Source organism: Bacillus sp. Marseille-Q3570, assembly GCF_946151055.1.
Taxonomy (GTDB): Bacteria; Bacillota; Bacilli; order Bacillales; family Fictibacillaceae; genus Pseudalkalibacillus.
Genome location: NZ_CAMGYZ010000002.1, coordinates 22,818 through 39,706, shown reverse-complemented (window position 1 = coordinate 39,706; position 16,889 = coordinate 22,818). Strand labels below are relative to the sequence as shown.

The window sequence follows — 16,889 nt, the reverse complement described above, 5'->3', positions numbered from 1 at the left end:
GGAAATATGATTTATGTGGTAAGGCACGGGGAAACGGACTTGAATAAGGAAGCAAGAATACAAGGGAGATCAGGACTTCCTCTAAACGAAAATGGGAGAAATGAAGCTGAAAGTTTAAGAGATAAGCTCAAACAAATCAAGTTTGATCTTGTGTTTTCATCTCCACAGGAAAGGGCGGTCGAGACGGCTGAAATCGCAACCGGTATCGAGGTGAAGACTGATCCGAGATTGGACGTTTTCGATTTAGGAGAAGCGGACCGAATGAAAAAGGATGAAGTCAAAATGATAGGAGCAATCCCAGATCCCAGTGTGTATGATGGGGTAGAAGAGATTCCTGGCTTCATAGGAAGGATTTTCGACTTCATGAAAGAGATTGAAAGCAAATACGCCAACAAAGAACTGAACATCCTGATCTCCGGTCATCGATGTACAACAGGATGTGTAGGAGCGTATTTTGAAGGGATACCAGAAGATCGGAACATTATCAGATTTTCCTCTGGCAATGGAGAATTCAAGGTATATGAATTCAATCAAAATAAAGTTTCCAAGTCGTGATCATTCCATCACGACTCTTTTTTTTGGAGAGGGTTCGGGACTTTATGCATAAACATTTGAACAATGAAAAACCTGATAGGATAGCATTTTTTCGTATATTACATCTTCCAAAAGTTGGATTTTTATAAAGGGATATTAGAAAGAGGACCATGAATAATTAGGTAATATATACCTTTACGGGAATATTCTATTTCGAGTATATTTATGTTAATTCATGAAATAGAAAACTGAAGGAGGAAGGTGCTTTAATGAAAAAAGTAGTGATCACCTACTGGATTTTTACTGGTCTTTTGTCTGCATTAATGCTTTTTGGAGCTATTCCTGATATCATGTCTGATCCTGCAGCTGTCGCGGTGTTCGATCATTTAGGGTATCCAGCTTATATTTTGCCATTTATCGGCGTGGCTAAATTGTTAGGTGTCATAGCACTCCTTATCCCTGGTTTCCCACGGGTCAAAGAATGGGCGTATGCAGGCTTTGTAATTGATTTGACTGGAGCCATGTATTCCCACTTAGCAGTAGGTGATCCTCCTAGTGGGCTGGTGGTTTTCCTTATTGGATATGTATTGATAGCAGGTTCCTATATATTTCACCATAAGAAAAACAGAATGGTTTCCTCCGCGGATACGACCAATCATGACAGCAGTAAAGCAATTGTTTAAAGTCAAAACTGGTTGCTGGGACAAATGAACTTTGTTCAATAGAAAACCCGAACAATTTGTCCGGGTTTTCTTTAGTGGTAATAAATGAAGGTTCCGCTTCGTCAACATCCTTCGCTTTCCCCGGGCACGGCCTCAGACTCCTCAGAAAGCGCAGACCGCATTCTTGCGGGGGCTACGACTTGTGCTGTTCCCGCAGGAGTCTATGGATGTTGCCTCCCCTTCTCGTCTTTCATTTTATCCATTCTATTCTATTGTTCATATTTTCTGTTAGCAGTTATCGTTTCGTCCCACCCTCTTTTTGGATTAAAGAAAGGAGAATCCAACTAGTAGGAGAAGTACATATCATGAATTTCAAAAATGAAGGGAGGTTTGAATGTTGAAGACTTCAGGAGGGCTCATCGTCCTATGCCCGGAGGAGTGTGGAAACTCCCCTAAAAAGGAGTTTCTGAAGAAGTTCAATATCGCCTTTGCAGAAAATGATAGAGCGTTCATTCTAGAGAATATTGCAGACGATTTTCACTGGAACAAAATCGGTGATCGCCAGCTCAAAGGGAAAGAAGCTGTTGAAAAAACACTGTATCAAATGGCTGACGCAAACATCACGGAATTGCATATCTTTAACATCATCACACATGGTCGTTCAGCTTCTGTCAATGGTGAGCTTGTATTTGAAAATAAGAAAAGAGTCGCTTTTTGTGACGTTTGCATGTTCAACGGCGCAGGCAAAAATTCAAAAATAAGAGAAATAACGTCATACGTGATCAATATGGACTGAGGTTTGGAGTTGATCCGATTTTTCTTGAAAGGGTTGAAACGAATCTGAAGAAAGGGTGTTCATTGTGCTTAATCTGATAAAAATGAAAATAGAAAAGCCAGCTTATGAAGTATTCGAAGCCTTTGTTGATCCCGACAAAATCGGAAACTTCTGGTTTTCATCAAGTTCTGCTAGATGGGAAACAGGGGAGACGATTACCCTGAAATATGATCTTTTTAACGCTGAGGGTGAAATAGAAGTCATTGAAACCGTAGAAAACCAAAAGATCCAGTTCAACTGGGGACTAGCTGAGGAGTTACACACCGTCACAATTATTCTAAACGAAATAGATCAATCCACGACGGTCGTTGAAGTCAGGGAAGAAGGCTTTAAAGATCATGATGAAGAGCTGATTAATAAAATGCTGGATAATAAAGAGGGATGGGTCTTCATGCTGACTTGTCTCAAAGGTTATTTAGAATTTGGAGTCAATAAGTTGAGAGAAGGGCTAGTTAAATGACGAGTGTATGAAGTTTATGTCCGATATGAATCTACCCCTGAGGAGGAGCGAAAGAATCATCACTCAGGGGGTCGATGGGTTCATTGCAGGAGATGACCAGCCGTTTGTCCATAGTTGGCTTAATACTTAATCAAATTCTAGATTGAATAATTTATTAAGCTCTCTTTTCCCTGTCGGGGTGATTTCCACGGCGCGTATGGTCGGGACACGTTCAACCCAATTACGCTCAAACAGTTGATCTGTCAACGCTTTACCTAAAGCCCCTGCAAGATGGTGCTTTCGTTCGCTCCAATCCAAACATACTCGCGAGAATGAACGGCGTTTTTTTCTCAATTCAGTAAGGTTGAGGCCGAAATCTACGTAGAATTCTTCACCTTTTGGCGTTACCACAAATTCTTTTTCCTCTTTATCCAGATAGCCTGATTCAATCATGGATTCCGTCAACGATACACCTAATTGTCCTGCTAAATGATCATAGCAAGTCCGGGCTTTTCGAAGCATCTTGGATTGGGAGGACTGTTTGAATGAACGCACCTCTTTAGGTTGAGAGATTGATAAAAACGATTCCAGGATGCGTGCAACTTCCTTGTTGGCAAGCTGATAATATCGATGACGTCCACTTTTTTCAGCAGCAACTAAACTAGCTTGAACCATCTTGGCAAGATGAAAGCTAGCTGTTTGCGGTTTTATTGCAGCGGCATAAGCTAGTTCACTGGCAGTATGATAGCGGCCATCCAACAACGTCATAAGGATCTCGGCTCTTGATGGGTCTGCAAGGAGAGCAGCAACCTCAGCCATATTTGGATTTGCACTCATTTTCAGCACCTCCATGTGTGTATTCCATACTTCGATGTTAATCGAATTGTTGACGGATTACAATTGAAAGAAAGGAGGAAAAATGATGAGCATGAATAAAGAAAAAAGATTTCGTCACCTACACGAAGACTCTTCAACATTTGTCCTGCCAAATGCCTGGGATGTAATCAGTGCAAAAATGTTTGAGGAAGGCGGCTTTAAAGCGATCGGTACGACTAGCGCTGGGATCGCAGCTTCATTGGGGTATCCAGATGGACAACAGCTTCCAATCGATAAAATGATTGAAGTTGTAGAACGAATCGTTGATGCTGTGGATGTCCCAGTCAGTGCAGATATCGAAGCCGGTTACGGTGAAACAGCAGAAGAGGTTGTTCGAACAGTACAGAAAATCCTTGAAGCGGGGGCAGTTGGAATAAACATTGAAGATGGAACCGGAGATCTTCAGCATCCTATCAATGATCTTTCATCCCAAACAGAAATGATTTCCGCTATCAAAGAATATTGCAGAGAAAATGATGAGGAATTGTTTATCAATGCACGTACTGATCTTTATTGGTTGAAAATCGGTGATCCTTCGACACGTCTTCAAAGGGCTATGGAGCGTGTAAAAGCTTACGAAGTAGCTGGAGCGGATTGTATTTTTGTACCTGGACTTTATGATAAAGAAACAATTCAAAAACTAAGGGCTGAAGTATCTTGCCCGATCAACCTGTTGATTCATCCATGTTTGCCCTCGCTTAAAGAACTTTCAGAGATAGGGATTGAAAGGGTAAGTACCGGATCCTCACCATTCCGGGCAACCGTGACATTATTGAAAAAAATGAGTGAAGAGATTCACAATAATCAGACATTCCATGAAATGACAAGTGGTGTCCTTACTTATGGAGAAGTAGCAGAGCTCGCTGATCGGACAACTTAAGGAAAGTAGCAAATCTATGAATCTATTGAATTAGCAGGTCATTCGTACAAACATTCCCTTTTGATGGAGCATAGTCTGTCACAAGGGAGTGATATTGTGAAAAAGATAAGAACGAGTCATTTTACTGACTCATCAAAGTGCCCTTGTGAAGTGATCTTGAAGATTCTGAATACCCCTATTGAAATTCAGCAATCTGGAAGAAAAATAGGTTATGGTTTCCTTACTCTGACTGGGAAGTTATGTCCGTCATGTAAAAAAAGCGAAAGTTTTTTCAATGTCAGGGTCCATGGTGATCTTGGATACCGATATAAAACAGAGAACCTCAAAGGTATCACATGTCAGTATAACTATGTTGAAGCATTTGGTGAAGGTCATGTCGCTTCTATGGATGCCCCTTATAATCTGCTATTGGTTGAAAATCAGAGAGGTGAAATAATGACTTCCCTCACCATACGCGGAAAAACCTGCGACTTCAATTTCAGCGGAGTTACTTCAAAACGAAATGTGATCAGGCGTAATTGCACTTCATAAAATTAATTTTAAAATTCCATTGACAATAAGAACATTTGTTCGTATACTTAAAACAGGCGCTTAACCTCCGCCTAAATCTTGGAACTTTGTTCTATATCTTGGGCTACTCGCAGATTGATTGTTGCAGCGATCGAACAGCGGGTAGCCAACTTTTTTGGAAATGGGTGCTATTATTTACCACTACACCTTCCATTACCCTCCCCTTAGAATAAAAGATAGGGAGTCTACTAGGGGAGAGATACTGTTTTGAAGCGGAAAACATGGAGTCATGTAAATCATATACCTTTTATCATTTCACTTATTTTTCTAGTATTCATAGGAACGATTACCTTGACTGGGAATAGTTTGTCAGTGTCGGGTGCAGCTGAAAAATCAAATGAAGAACGGAGAGGTAATCACAAAAAATCCGAATGGACAAAGGAAAAAAAGAAGGTGCGCACGGCTGAAGTTGAAAACCAGTATAAAAGAGTCGGCTATTATGCGGGTTGGGCGGCATATTCCGGATTCCAGGTATCTGACATCGATGCCAGTAAGCTGACGCATATCAACTATGCTTTTTCAAATATCTCTAATGACGGAAAAATAACAATTGGTGACCCGGAGGTGGATGGCGAGAATTTCAATCAGTTGAAAAAACTGAAGGAACAGCATCCCCATTTAAAAACTTTGATTTCTGTAGGTGGGTGGACATGGTCGGAGAATTTTTCTGATGTAGCCCTTACGGAAGAGTCTCGGACCATATTCGCCGAAAGTGTTTTGGAATTTATACAGAAGTATGGTTTCGATGGTGTTGATCTGGATTGGGAATACCCTGTTAACGGTGGGCAGCCAGGCAACATCAATCGTCCGGAAGACAAACAGAACTATACATTGCTATTGAAAAAAGTCAGAGAGACGTTGGATGCCCAAAGTAAGAAGGATGGACAGGAGTATCTTTTGACAATAGCAGCAGGAGCGAGTATTAACCACGCTAATAATCTAGAGTTGGACAAGCTCCATCAATATGTCGATCATGTTCAATTGATGACCTACGATATCCATGGGGAGTGGGATGAACTTACTGGAATGAATGCACCATTAAAGCAAGATCCAGAGAGCGGCTATCATAATGATTTGAGCGTCGAGATCGCAGTTGAAACATTCATTAATAATGGAGTCCCAGCTGATAAGCTTGTAATGGGTCTGCCATTCTATGGTAGGATGTTCAAGCAAGTCAACAATGCAAATAATGGTCTGTACCAGCCCTTCACTGGTGGAGGCAATTCAATCAGTTACGCTGCAATAGAAGCAGAATACATCGGCAAAAATGGATACACTCGATATCAGGAAGAGGATTCGCAAGTCCCCTGGCTATTCAATGGTTCCACCTTCATCAGCTATGATGACGCAATATCCATTGGCCATAAAACCGACTATCTCAAGTCGAAGGGATTGGGTGGTGCAATGATGTGGGAACTGAGCCACGATCCTGATGAAGTACTTTTGACGAAAGTATATGAGGAATTGAACTAAAAGGCTTGAATCTTTGGCTTAAATATTATGGACATTTTCTATTATAAAGAAAGTGTCCATTTAAATTTCCTGAACTTTTTTACGAAAGAGTGCTAAAGGATTTAGAAGGATTCTTCTCGAATAATGGAAGGATAAATACTTTTATATATAAGGGATTTTGTTCTTTAAAGGAGGTTTTGTCAGGATGTCTTTCTCAATAGATCACAATGATGCTGAATGGTTCAAAAAGATCATCCAAGCTGTAAATGATGGAATACTCGTAATTGATGCTTATGGAGTGGTCCAGATCATTAATAAAGAATACACGAACATTACTGGCGTTACAGAAAGTGAGATTGTGGGTAAGCGTTTAAGAGATGTTAGGCCTGGCGCAGAGTTACCCGAAGTTTTACTTGATGGCAAGGGGAGGGCCGGAGTGTTTCGTAAAGAAGGAAAGAACAATTATATCGTTGACATGGCTCCGATCTATGATGGAACTGAAATTATCGGTGCAGTTTCTGTCTGTAAAAGTTTAAAAGAAGTTCATCATCTTACACAAGAGCTCAAGAAGAGCAAACAACGATTAAGGGAGCTTGAAGAAATGGTGGGGAGTTTTCATCGGACGACCTATTCATTTGAAGATGTTGTCGGCCAAAATAAAGGATTGGTCGATGCAATCCATTCTGCCAAAAAAGCAGCGGGAACAGATCTTAATATCCTTATTTTAGGGGAAAGTGGTACCGGTAAAGAATTGTTTGCCCAGGCTGTCCACCAATCTAGCAGTCGGCACAGCCAACCATTTGTACCGGTCAATTGTGCAGCTATACCTTCCACATTGTTAGAAAGTGAATTATTTGGTTACGAAGAAGGTGCCTTTACCAGCTCAAAAAAGGGTGGAAAATCGGGATTGATCGACCTGGCGGACAATGGAACGCTTTTTTTAGATGAAATAGGGGATATGCCGCTTGAAATGCAAGCAAAGTTATTAAGGGTGATGCAGGACGGGGTAATACGGAAAGTGGGAAGTCTTTATGAAAGAAAAGTGAATGTGCGAGTGATCGCTGCAACCAATAAAAACCTCGAAAAAATGATTTCAAAAGAACGGTTTCGAGCAGATCTTTATTACAGAGTGAATGCATTCCAAATCGAGATCCCTTCTTTAAAATCCCGGAAGGACGACATCCCTCTTTTGGTGGACTATTTTTTACAGAATGCAGATCTGCGTTCACTTTCCCCTGATGAATCATTTCTTGACTTGTTGATGAGCTATGATTGGCCTGGTAATATCAGAGAGCTGAAAAACACAATCCACTATGCGATGAATATGACAGAGTCTACTCAACTGAAAGTGAAGGATCTCCCTGATACGGTCATCAGAAAAAGACAGAGGTCGGATGAAAAGACGTTAGAACAGATAATAGAAGAGACCGAGAGAGTGGCCATTTCGGATGTACTTGAAAAAACAGGAACTGACTTGAAAGGGAAAAAGCTCGCAGCAAAAATGCTGGACATTTCTTTAGCAACCTTGTATAACAAAATTTCCAAACTTGATCTTCCAATGTGATTCTAATATGTTGGAATTCATTCTAAATTATTAGAAACCCTCTCAGTTGGCATCCAGACATAAATCATCATGGTTGATGCATTTTGAAAGTTCTAACTCTTTAGAAAATATGAATGTGGAATACAGTTGAAACCCTCATACATGAGGGTTTTTAAATTGGCATATTTCTTGCATCATTATAGAGTGAATCCATTTATAAAAAAGGAGGAGCAGTATCCAATCAGTGAAATTGTAAGCGTTATCAATAAAAGATGGGTTAGGAGGAAGATGTATGATTGCGTTACTTGGGTTTTTAACGATTTTCATTTTTTTAGCACTGATTTTGACAAAAAGAGTCTCAGTCATTGTTGCACTGATCCTTGTTCCTATGATATTCGCCTTAATCGGTGGGTTTGGTGCAGAGTTGGGAACCTTGATGCTAGAAGGAATCACAGGTGTGGCACCAACAGGGATCATGCTGGGATTTGCCATTCTCTATTTTGGTGTGATGAACAATGCAGGATTATTTGACCCGGTGATCCGTAATGTCCTTAAACTTGTCAAAGGCGATCCCCTGAAAATAGTCATAGGGACAGCAGTCATTGCAATGCTGACGCATTTAGATGGATCTGGGGCTTCAACCTTTTTGATCACGATTCCAGCTCTATTGCCTTTATATGACAAAATGGGTATGAGTAGGCTGGTTTTAGCAGGTATGGTGGCATTAGGAGCTGGGACAATGAACATGGTTCCGTGGGGTGGTCCGACTGCACGTGCAGCAAGTGCATTGGAGTTGACCCCGGAAGAAATTTTCAACCCTCTTATACCAGCGATGATCGCAGGCTTGCTCTGGGTCCTTTTCGCAGCTTATATGATGGGTAAAAAGGAGAGGAAACGTGTAGGTATCAAGGATATCCAATATGATTTCCATCATGAACTGACAGATGAAGAGAAAGGGATGAGAAGGCCGAAATTATTCTGGTTCAACCTGGTACTGACCATTATTACCATTATTGCCCTTATTAAAGTATGGCTACCTTTACCGATTGTCTTCATGGTAGCATTCGCAGTTGCTCTCCTGGTGAATTATCCGAAGCCTGATGATCAGCAAAACCAAATAAAGACGCAAGCATTTGGGATGATTACTGTTGTTTCGATCATCTTTGCGGCTGGAATATTCACTGGAATTTTAAATGGTACTGGGATGATCGAAGAAATGGCGAATTCACTTGTTGCCCTTATCCCTCAAAGTATGGGTAATATCATGGGTGTGATTGTCGCAATCACAAGTATGCCATTCAGTTTGTTATTCACACCAGACGCATTTTATTTCGGTGTATTACCAGTCCTTAGTGAAACCGCAAGTGCGTATGGGGTTGCCCCAGTAGAAATCGCCAGGGCGGGGATATTGGGCCAAATGACTACAGGATTTCCATTAAGTCCTTTAACTGCATCAACATTTTTATTGGTCGGTCTAGCTAATGTTGAATTAGGTGATCATCAAAAGTTCATCTTCAAATGGGCGTTCGGAACTACGATTGTCATGACGGTCGTTGCTTTGATCATAAGAGTTATCTGACATAAAGGGTGTGGATAGGATGAAGAAGATAAGAATTGGTGGAGGGGCAGGTTATAGTGGAGATCGAATTGAACCAGCTTTAGATATAATGCAAAAAGGTGACATCGATTACATCATTTTCGAATGTCTGGCTGAGAGGACCATTGCACTCGCGCAACAACAAAAGTTAGTGGATCCTGATAAAGGTTTCAATGAATTACTTGAGTACCGCATGGAAAAAGTCCTGCCGATCTGTACTGAAAAACAGGTGAAAGTAATTACGAATATGGGTGCAGCAAATCCATTATCAGCAGCAAGATTGGTTAAAGATCTAGCAGTACGTCTAGGGATAACGGATTTAAAAATCGCAGCTGTTTTAGGAGATGATATTTTTACAGACATTGATGAGTATGAAAATTTCACCACATTAGAATATGGAAATAAACTATCGGAAATACACGGAGAGATCATTTCCGCCAATGTCTATTTAGGAGCTGAGGGGATCCAACAAGCTCTTCAGAATGGGGCAGATATCGTCATTACAGGAAGAGTGACAGATCCCTCATTAGTCATCGGCCCTTTATTATATGAGTTTGGATGGGAAACAGACGATTATGACATGCTCGGAAAAGCGACATTAGCAGGTCATTTGCTTGAATGCGGGGCTCAAGTAACAGGAGGATATTTCGCTGAACCAGGGTATAAAGACGTACCGGACCTATGGAACGTTGGATTCCCGATCGGTGAAGTATTTGGGAATGGCGACATCATCATTACAAAGCTTACAGGAACAGGTGGCAAAGTTACCACAGAAACTGTCAAAGAACAAATTCTATACGAAATACACGATCCTTCAAATTATATGACACCTGATGTCAATGCAGATTTTTCACAGGTCACTGTAAAAGAAATCGAGCCTGACAAGGTGTTGATCACTGGAGCGACAGGCAAAGAAAAAAGCGGATATTATAAAACAAGCATAGGGTATAAGGATTGTTATATCGTTGAAGCAGAAATAAGTTACGGAGGATCTGGAGCACTTGAAAGAGCCCGATTAGCAGGGGATATCGTCAAAAAGAGGATCCAACATACCGACTTATCTTTTCAAGAATTGAAAATCGATCATATTGGGGTCAATTCGCTTTTCCACACGAATGTCTCGGACTTATCTGGAAAGGAACCCAGTTATAATGAAGTCCGGTTACGGGTTGCTGGCAGAACAACGTTGAAAGAAGAGGCTATTAAAATCGGGAATGAAGTAGAAGCTTTATATACGAATGGTCCTGCTGGTGGTGGTGGCGTACGGATAAGTGTAAATGAAATCGTTTCAATTGCTTCGATCCTTATACCAGCAGAGAATATCGAAACCAAAATAACCTATGAGGAGGTATAGCATTGAAATTACGGGAAGTAGCCCATTCGAGAACTGGTGATAAGGGGAATATATCAAATATTTCGGTGATTGTTTACAATATGGATGACTTTGAATTGGTGAAAGAACAAATCACAGCAAGTAAAGTAAAAGAGTGGTTTCAATGTATCGTGAAAGGTGAAGTCATACGTTATGAAATACCTAGCTTAGGAGCATTGAACTTTGTTTTGACCAACGCGCTAGGTGGCGGTGTGACCCGCTCCCTATCACTTGATCGGCATGGGAAAAGTTTAAGTTCCTTTCTTCTTGAAATGGAAGTGACGACTTGAAATGATGAAATGTATATGGAACTGACTCTTCTCAGTCAGTTCCTTTCTTTTGGTTCAACATGAACTCTCTCAAATAGTCTACATAATGCTCATCGCGTGCGAGCCAGGCGGAATGTTGCCTTTTGACATATCTTTCTGCTTTTTCAAAATCCGGAAACCGATACTGGATTCGTTCACCATTGAGTTCTACGATCCAGTTTGCCGGCTCTTCTTCATAAACGAACAGGCGATCTTCATTACGGTTTTCAAACAAGCTGCCTTGGGTTGTTTCTTTCAGATTATAATGATTCCGGAACGCGTCTTGCCTCATCGGTTCTATGATGAAAGCAGATCTGGCGTACAGGTCGTAGGATTCTTCGTTCATAGAACATCCAGCCGCTTTCGCATGGCCACCCCCGCCGAAAAGACCTGCAACTGCTGAGACATCGACATCCTCATGGATTGTCCGGAAACTGATTTTCTTGCCACCCATGTTCAGGATCGTAATATAATCCAGATGACGATTTGCCATACCTAGTTCGTTACCGAGCTCCGAGTGATAGGATTCAGCATGGACGATGCCTGTACAATAATCACCGACGAACGTTTGGACGAGTTCCCGTTTTTTTCTTCTGATATAGCGTTCAATCTTATCTTCTTCCATTTCGAGAAGCTTATGCTCGAATTCATCGTATTCAAAATGGTCCATATGCTGAAGTCTTGGTACCATCTTCTCGACGAACTCATCGATCGACACCATGAAGAACAGATCATTCAGCTGTTTTGCTTTAATGTTATCATTCTGATCCCATTCCCACGTATCATATTGCCGGACCAACTCGACAAATTCATCTAGAGCAGCGGAGGGTTCCAGAAGTTGATGATGTACGAGAAAGCCATATAGAAGGGAAGTGGCACATGCCAGTCGGCCGTCGTCATATTCCACTTTCACATGGCCCCAGTCGTAATCATTGAAATGGAGGGCTGTCTTATGATGATCGATCAGTTGTACTTTACCGCCTTCTTTTACATAAGCCTCAAGCGCTTCTTCGTTTTTTTTATTGACAGATAGGTCTGTGATGAATACAGTTGTGCCTTTATTCTGTTTCTCATCTTTCCGTTCTAAAAATCGCTCCACCTGGAAGTCGAGCCCCATCACTGAATTATAACGGACATCCACACCATCCCCGAATGCGATTTTGGCAACGATGCCACAGCCTACACCATCCAAATCATTATGAGTGAACACTTTGTACATGATAATCTCCCCTGAGTGACGAAAATTTCTAAGCTGTTTTAGTGTTGTTGAAAAAGGAGCGGACTATTCATGAAAAAGTAGTCAACATACCCTTTCTGTATCGACCACCAAATCACTGATCCTTGCAAGGTCGACGTTTCCGCCGGATATCACCGTCACGACATTCTTTCCTTCAAGGGGGAGCTTTTTGTTCAGTAAAGCAGCGACTGTCACCGCGCTCGATGGTTCGATGGTCTGTTTCATCCGTTCCATCACAAAGCTGAACGCAAGGCGGATTTCCTCATCGGTTACTAAAACAAGATCGTCCAAGTATTTCTGCATGATAGGGAACGTCATGTCTCCCGGTTGGGTGGCACGGAGTCCGTCCGCAATTGTAGAAGTTGGATTGATTGAAGTGATCTGCCCGTTTTTCAACGATAAAAAGGTATCATTCGCGCTTTCTGGTTCAACACCATATACCTTGATGTTCGGGTTGGTCTCCTTGATGGAGGTCAATATACCAGAGATAAGCCCACCACCTCCGATCGGGATGACGACTGCATCCACATCCTGTACTTGTTCCAGGATTTCAAGGCCGGTTGTTCCCTGTCCAGCCATGATATAAGGATCATCATAGGGAGGAATGAATACGCCTTTTTGTTCTTCTGCAATCTCAACAGCTCTGGGGAGCCGTTCTGCAGAGGTGGTCCCGCATTTCACGATGTTTCCGTCATACGCTTCAATGGCATTCATTTTACATGGATTCACATCTGTCGGAACCACGATTGTCGCTGGGACACCAAGCTTTTTGGCGATAAAAGACACCGCCTGTCCGTGGTTTCCTGAAGAGGCAGCCGTGACTAATTCCGCCCCTTCCTTCATCACCTGCTTCACTTTGTTTGTCGCACCCCGGATTTTGAAAGAGCCTGTTTTTTGGAGGTGTTCACACTTTAAAAAGACCTGGTTACCGCATAGCTGCGAAAGCTGTCCGGATTGAAGGATGGGGGTGGTATTGATGGTATCCTGAATGTTTTCTTGTGCCTTTCGTATATCCTGGATCGTAATCATTTTATCTGCTCCTTTTTTTAAAAAGTACCTGCTTTACCTTTTCTAGAAAAACATTGGCTATACCTTTGTGATCGATATGAAATTGGAAATAAGGTTTAATGGAGGGGGATGTTGGTAAAGAAGAATTATGTAATGCTGATTTATAAAGGTAAGAAGGGGGTCATCGTATATATCCCTACATATTGTTAGTATTCGTCGTCATCTTTTTTTCAGGGAACATCCTTGTCGGTAAAGCGATCAATGAACTGCCGCCCTTTACGATTGCCTTTTTTCGATTGTTGATAGCTTTTGTAGTGCTACTACCGATCGGGTTACGAGGAGCGTGGGAATTTCGCAGTGAATATTGGAAATATAGAAAGCCTTTTTTGGTGATGACCTTAACGGGGATCACGTTTTTTAATACCTTCATTTATGGGGCGTTACAATTCACTACATCTACGAATGTATCCGTACTTGAAACGGTGATTCCAGTGGTGACGATCGTAATGAGTACTTTCATATTGAAAGAAAGGTTGAGGAGGATTCAGTGGATAGGGGTTGTCATGTCATTGATCGGTGCAATATGGGTCGTGATGGATGGTAGGCTGTTACAAATCGCGAAAATGGCTTGGAATGTTAGAGACGCGATTATGATTGCAGCTATCGGGTCCTGGGCACTCTATTCCATCAAGGTGAAGCAATATATGCACCTTTTCCCGACCTATGGCACATTGCTTATGATGTCAGTGATATCTGTCATTATTTTATTGCCTATTGTGATTGCAGAATGGTTCATTGCCGGACTTCCGTTATTGGATGTTCCTAATGTGTCTGGCCTTTTGTATTTAGGGATCTTCCCATCTTTTATTGCGTTGATGTTTTATAATCAAGCGGTTCATCTACTAAGTGCCTCACAAGCATCAGTGTTCTTGAATTTCCTTCCGGTCGTGACGATGATCGGGGCTTATCTATGGTTGGATGAAGACCCCACAGCTATGCAGATCATCGGTGCTCTTGCTGTCATTGGAGGCGTGATGTTAACCACCCAATCCGTAGAGAAACAAAAGGAGTGAACCCAATTCTGCACTGGTTTCACTCTTTTTTCGATTAATTATGTACTTGAAGCTTGTTGCCGCTTGGATCAAAGAAATGGAAATAAGAATGGCCATTATCCTCGTGGATTTCATCAACCTTAATGCCCTGGTCAGCCAAGTCATTGTGCAATGCTTGAATATCTGCAGTCGTAAATCCGACTGAAAATTCCGCCTGTCCATTGATTGTGAAATGCCCTCTGGAATCTCGATCTGCTTGCACCAGTACGAATAGCGGACCGGATTGCAAAGCCATTACGGCCAATTCACCATTATTATGTCTCAAGGTGAATCCGAGCCGTTCGGTATACCATGCGACAGACTCCGACAAATCGTTGACAGGGATCCTGAAATAATGGATTTCACTGAGTAAGGATTGACTCATTTTATATCTTCCTCCTTAAAATTGACTGAAGCAACACTTCGATAAAAGGTGGAAGTAGTCCTCCAAGATTCGAGAAAATCGTAAACTGGGTCGATCAGCACAGAGTTGTCACCATAACAAATTACTGGATAATCAGCATATCGATCCATCATGATTCTTCACGATCGTGTAAATCAGTCACCAATTTAAGTTGCCCTTCATTTTGGATGACCATTAAATTGGGATAGCAAACGTTCTTATATAAAGAAGCACCTGGGTCCCAGGTGCTCTTAAAATCAACGGTTATTGATCTTTCTTTCCTTCTTCGGTACATAGTCAAAGATTTCATGTGTTTCAAACAATTCAATTACACCACTGACCCAGGAAAGATAGTCCAAACCATCGTAAAGCTTCTCGAGGTCCTTCTGAATAAAATCTTTCGTTTCTTCATCAAGACCGTCTTCTTCGGCCAATTGCTTCAATTCCCTGATCGACCTTGTCATGGAGCTGGTCTTTGGGGTTATCTGTTTCCGCCAATTGTAACAGAAGAACTTGATGAAACTTTCATAATTATCTTCTTCAACCTTGTAAATATCTTTACGTTCGCCTTTTATCCAAACCTTCTTAACCAGACCGATTTCAATCAGTTCCCTGACGGCATTGCTCATGCTTGCTTTACTCATTCCCAGAAGTGCTGCCATATCATCCAATGTCATCGGTTTTTCATAATAGTACATAATGGACATTAAACGCTTGAGGGTATTATGCATGCTGTATAATGTTTGACTTTCTGAATTTTGCTCAATGATCCGATCTCTTATCTCTTTAAACTTTTCATTCAAGTGAAACACACCTTTGATTTTCAAACTGGATTTGGTCTTTTACTCTATTTTAGACCAAAGAGGATGTAAAGTATATTATGACTGATTCAATACCGCTGAAATGAAAACCTTGCCAATAAGGAGCATGGATTCTTCATCCACATCGAATTTCGGGTGATGATGCGGGTACACGGCATCGATCTCAGAATTTCCGCCACCGACCCAAAAGAATGTACCTGGGACAGCATCGACGTAATAGGCAAAATCTTCGCCACCCATATCTGGTGGTTTGACCAAAACTTTCTCTTCTCCGACAATTTCAGTTGAAAGCTTTTTAATGTAGGCGGTCGGATCAGGATGGTTGTACAAAGAGATATAGCCTCTATCATAGGTGACATCGATTGTCACACCGTGTTTCTCGCCGGTTTTTTCACAAATGAGTTTCAGCTCGTTCTCGACTTGTTTTCGTATCTCCTGATCATAGGTTCTGACGGTTCCCTTCAAGTAAGCTTTGTCCGGAATGACGTTATGAGCATCTCCGCTGTTGAAAGCACCTACCGTCACAAGTGCAGGATGGAGGGGGTCGACACGTCGGCTGACGATGTTTTGGAGGTCCACGACAAGGTGGCTGCCGATTGCGACAGGGTCTTTTGAACGATGGGGTTCAGCTGCATGGCCGCCTTTCCCGTTGATCGTGATATCGAATGCGTCGGATGACGCCTGGACATATCCATCATTGACGGCCACGGTTCCAATCGGAAAGTTGACCTCAACATGGGCACCGTACACTTCGTCAACGCCATCGAGGCAACCATCCTCTACCATCGATTTTGCGCCACCAGGAGCCATTTCCTCAGCATGCTGATGGAGGAAGACGACTTCGCCAGGAAGTTCCTTCTTCACATCACTCAATACTTTTGCGACACCAAGCAATGCTCCTGTATGGATGTCGTGGCCGCATGCATGACTGACACCGGGTACCCTGGATTTATAAGAAACATCCTTTTCATCTGGGACGAGTAAAGCATCGAAATCAGCCCGGAGTGCAATGGTCTTCCCGGGTCTTCCACCTTTTAAACGGCCGACGACCCCATTGCCACCGACTTTCGTTTTCACTTCCAACCCTAAGTCTTCCAGATATTTCGCAATAAGTTTTGCTGTACGTTTTTCCTGAAAAGAGATTTCGGGATGCATATGCAGATCTCTACGGATGTCGATCATTTCAGGATAAATTTTTTTTAATTGATCAAATGCCTTTTGTAACAACAAGATAACGCCTCCAAAATTAAAGTTAGACTAG

General features: G+C 41.9%; 18 protein-coding genes. 12 read left to right on the top strand and 6 right to left on the bottom strand.

Annotation, left to right across the window (positions count from 1 at the left end; all coding sequences use genetic code 11):
* Nucleotides 1-6 precede the first annotated feature (6 nt).
* The 4 genes from N8M93_RS03445 (at nt 7) to N8M93_RS03430 (ending at nt 2,491) form a co-directional block, all read left to right on the top strand.
* Nucleotides 7-555, top strand: a complete 549-nt coding sequence (locus tag N8M93_RS03445) for a histidine phosphatase family protein (protein ID WP_261129725.1) — start codon at nt 7-9, stop codon at nt 553-555.
* Between the two features lie 248 nt (nt 556-803).
* Nucleotides 804-1,217 carry a DoxX family protein gene (locus tag N8M93_RS03440; protein ID WP_261129723.1) on the top strand — a complete coding sequence of 138 codons (414 nt, stop codon included), beginning with the start codon at nt 804-806 and terminating at the stop codon, nt 1,215-1,217.
* A gap of 373 nt (nt 1,218-1,590) precedes the next feature.
* Nucleotides 1,591-1,992, top strand: coding sequence for a nuclear transport factor 2 family protein (locus N8M93_RS03435; RefSeq protein WP_261129721.1), 402 nt, complete (start codon nt 1,591-1,593; stop codon nt 1,990-1,992).
* A gap of 64 nt (nt 1,993-2,056) precedes the next feature.
* Nucleotides 2,057-2,491 carry an SRPBCC family protein gene (locus tag N8M93_RS03430; protein WP_261129720.1) on the top strand — a complete coding sequence of 145 codons (435 nt, stop codon included), beginning with the start codon at nt 2,057-2,059 and terminating at the stop codon, nt 2,489-2,491.
* Nucleotides 2,492-2,617: 126 nt separating this feature from the next.
* Here N8M93_RS03430 and N8M93_RS03425 read toward each other — a convergent pair whose 3' ends face one another.
* Nucleotides 2,618-3,307 carry a helix-turn-helix transcriptional regulator gene (locus tag N8M93_RS03425; protein WP_261129719.1) on the bottom strand — a complete coding sequence of 230 codons (690 nt, stop codon included), beginning with the start codon at nt 3,305-3,307 and terminating at the stop codon, nt 2,618-2,620.
* Nucleotides 3,308-3,389: 82 nt separating this feature from the next.
* Between N8M93_RS03425 and N8M93_RS03420 the strand changes: the two genes are divergently transcribed.
* From N8M93_RS03420 to N8M93_RS03390, 7 genes are all read left to right on the top strand, one after another.
* Complete coding sequence (locus N8M93_RS03420) at nt 3,390-4,226, top strand: isocitrate lyase/phosphoenolpyruvate mutase family protein (protein ID WP_261129718.1); 837 nt, start codon at nt 3,390-3,392, stop codon at nt 4,224-4,226.
* A 96-nt stretch (nt 4,227-4,322) separates the two neighbouring features.
* Nucleotides 4,323-4,757 carry a hypothetical protein gene (locus tag N8M93_RS03415; RefSeq protein WP_261129717.1) on the top strand — a complete coding sequence of 145 codons (435 nt, stop codon included), beginning with the start codon at nt 4,323-4,325 and terminating at the stop codon, nt 4,755-4,757.
* 246 nt (nt 4,758-5,003) lie between these two features.
* Nucleotides 5,004-6,269 (top strand): glycoside hydrolase family 18 protein, encoded by a 1,266-nt coding sequence (locus N8M93_RS03410; RefSeq protein WP_261129716.1) that lies wholly within the window; start codon nt 5,004-5,006, stop codon nt 6,267-6,269.
* Nucleotides 6,270-6,453: 184 nt separating this feature from the next.
* Nucleotides 6,454-7,812 (top strand): sigma-54-dependent Fis family transcriptional regulator, encoded by a 1,359-nt coding sequence (locus N8M93_RS03405; protein ID WP_261129715.1) that lies wholly within the window; start codon nt 6,454-6,456, stop codon nt 7,810-7,812.
* A gap of 271 nt (nt 7,813-8,083) precedes the next feature.
* Nucleotides 8,084-9,370, top strand: coding sequence for a CitMHS family transporter (locus tag N8M93_RS03400; protein WP_261129714.1), 1,287 nt, complete (start codon nt 8,084-8,086; stop codon nt 9,368-9,370).
* Nucleotides 9,371-9,389: 19 nt separating this feature from the next.
* Nucleotides 9,390-10,742, top strand: coding sequence for an acyclic terpene utilization AtuA family protein (locus N8M93_RS03395; protein WP_261129713.1), 1,353 nt, complete (start codon nt 9,390-9,392; stop codon nt 10,740-10,742).
* 2 nt (nt 10,743-10,744) lie between these two features.
* Nucleotides 10,745-11,050 (top strand): hypothetical protein, encoded by a 306-nt coding sequence (locus N8M93_RS03390; RefSeq protein ID WP_261129712.1) that lies wholly within the window; start codon nt 10,745-10,747, stop codon nt 11,048-11,050.
* Between the two features lie 31 nt (nt 11,051-11,081).
* On the opposite strand, the gene N8M93_RS03385 is transcribed toward N8M93_RS03390, so the two are convergent.
* Nucleotides 11,082-12,287 carry a DHH family phosphoesterase gene (locus tag N8M93_RS03385; RefSeq protein WP_261129711.1) on the bottom strand — a complete coding sequence of 402 codons (1,206 nt, stop codon included), beginning with the start codon at nt 12,285-12,287 and terminating at the stop codon, nt 11,082-11,084.
* A gap of 81 nt (nt 12,288-12,368) precedes the next feature.
* Nucleotides 12,369-13,334, bottom strand: coding sequence for a threonine/serine dehydratase (locus tag N8M93_RS03380; RefSeq protein WP_261129710.1), 966 nt, complete (start codon nt 13,332-13,334; stop codon nt 12,369-12,371).
* Nucleotides 13,335-13,516: 182 nt separating this feature from the next.
* Here N8M93_RS03380 and N8M93_RS03375 point away from each other — a divergent pair, with 182 nt between their 5' ends.
* Nucleotides 13,517-14,386 (top strand): DMT family transporter, encoded by an 870-nt coding sequence (locus N8M93_RS03375; RefSeq protein WP_261129708.1) that lies wholly within the window; start codon nt 13,517-13,519, stop codon nt 14,384-14,386.
* Between the two features lie 34 nt (nt 14,387-14,420).
* Here the strand turns inward: N8M93_RS03375 and N8M93_RS03370 are convergent, their stop codons facing one another.
* From N8M93_RS03370 to N8M93_RS03360, 3 genes are all read right to left on the bottom strand, one after another.
* Nucleotides 14,421-14,789, bottom strand: coding sequence for a VOC family protein (locus tag N8M93_RS03370; protein WP_261129707.1), 369 nt, complete (start codon nt 14,787-14,789; stop codon nt 14,421-14,423).
* A gap of 275 nt (nt 14,790-15,064) precedes the next feature.
* Nucleotides 15,065-15,610 carry a GbsR/MarR family transcriptional regulator gene (locus tag N8M93_RS03365; protein WP_261129706.1) on the bottom strand — a complete coding sequence of 182 codons (546 nt, stop codon included), beginning with the start codon at nt 15,608-15,610 and terminating at the stop codon, nt 15,065-15,067.
* A gap of 75 nt (nt 15,611-15,685) precedes the next feature.
* Nucleotides 15,686-16,855, bottom strand: coding sequence for a M20 family metallopeptidase (locus N8M93_RS03360; protein WP_261130266.1), 1,170 nt, complete (start codon nt 16,853-16,855; stop codon nt 15,686-15,688).
* Between the last annotated feature and the right edge of the window lie 34 nt (nt 16,856-16,889).

Excerpts from the sequence above, each read along its gene's own strand:
- N8M93_RS03395 (WP_261129713.1), top strand. The coding sequence starts at position 9,390 with ATGAAGAAGATAAGAATTGGTGGAGGGGCAGGTTATAGTGGAGATCGA.
- N8M93_RS03440 (WP_261129723.1), top strand. The coding sequence starts at position 804 with ATGAAAAAAGTAGTGATCACCTACTGGATTTTTACTGGTCTTTTGTCT.
- N8M93_RS03380 (WP_261129710.1), bottom strand. The coding sequence starts at position 13,334 with ATGATTACGATCCAGGATATACGAAAGGCACAAGAAAACATTCAGGAT.
- N8M93_RS03420 (WP_261129718.1), top strand. The coding sequence starts at position 3,390 with ATGATGAGCATGAATAAAGAAAAAAGATTTCGTCACCTACACGAAGAC.
- N8M93_RS03405 (WP_261129715.1), top strand. The coding sequence starts at position 6,454 with ATGTCTTTCTCAATAGATCACAATGATGCTGAATGGTTCAAAAAGATC.
- N8M93_RS03385 (WP_261129711.1), bottom strand. The coding sequence starts at position 12,287 with ATGTACAAAGTGTTCACTCATAATGATTTGGATGGTGTAGGCTGTGGC.
- N8M93_RS03445 (WP_261129725.1), top strand. The coding sequence starts at position 7 with ATGATTTATGTGGTAAGGCACGGGGAAACGGACTTGAATAAGGAAGCA.
- N8M93_RS03425 (WP_261129719.1), bottom strand. The coding sequence starts at position 3,307 with ATGAGTGCAAATCCAAATATGGCTGAGGTTGCTGCTCTCCTTGCAGAC.
- N8M93_RS03370 (WP_261129707.1), bottom strand. The coding sequence starts at position 14,789 with ATGAGTCAATCCTTACTCAGTGAAATCCATTATTTCAGGATCCCTGTC.
- N8M93_RS03435 (WP_261129721.1), top strand. The coding sequence starts at position 1,591 with ATGTTGAAGACTTCAGGAGGGCTCATCGTCCTATGCCCGGAGGAGTGT.
- N8M93_RS03400 (WP_261129714.1), top strand. The coding sequence starts at position 8,084 with ATGATTGCGTTACTTGGGTTTTTAACGATTTTCATTTTTTTAGCACTG.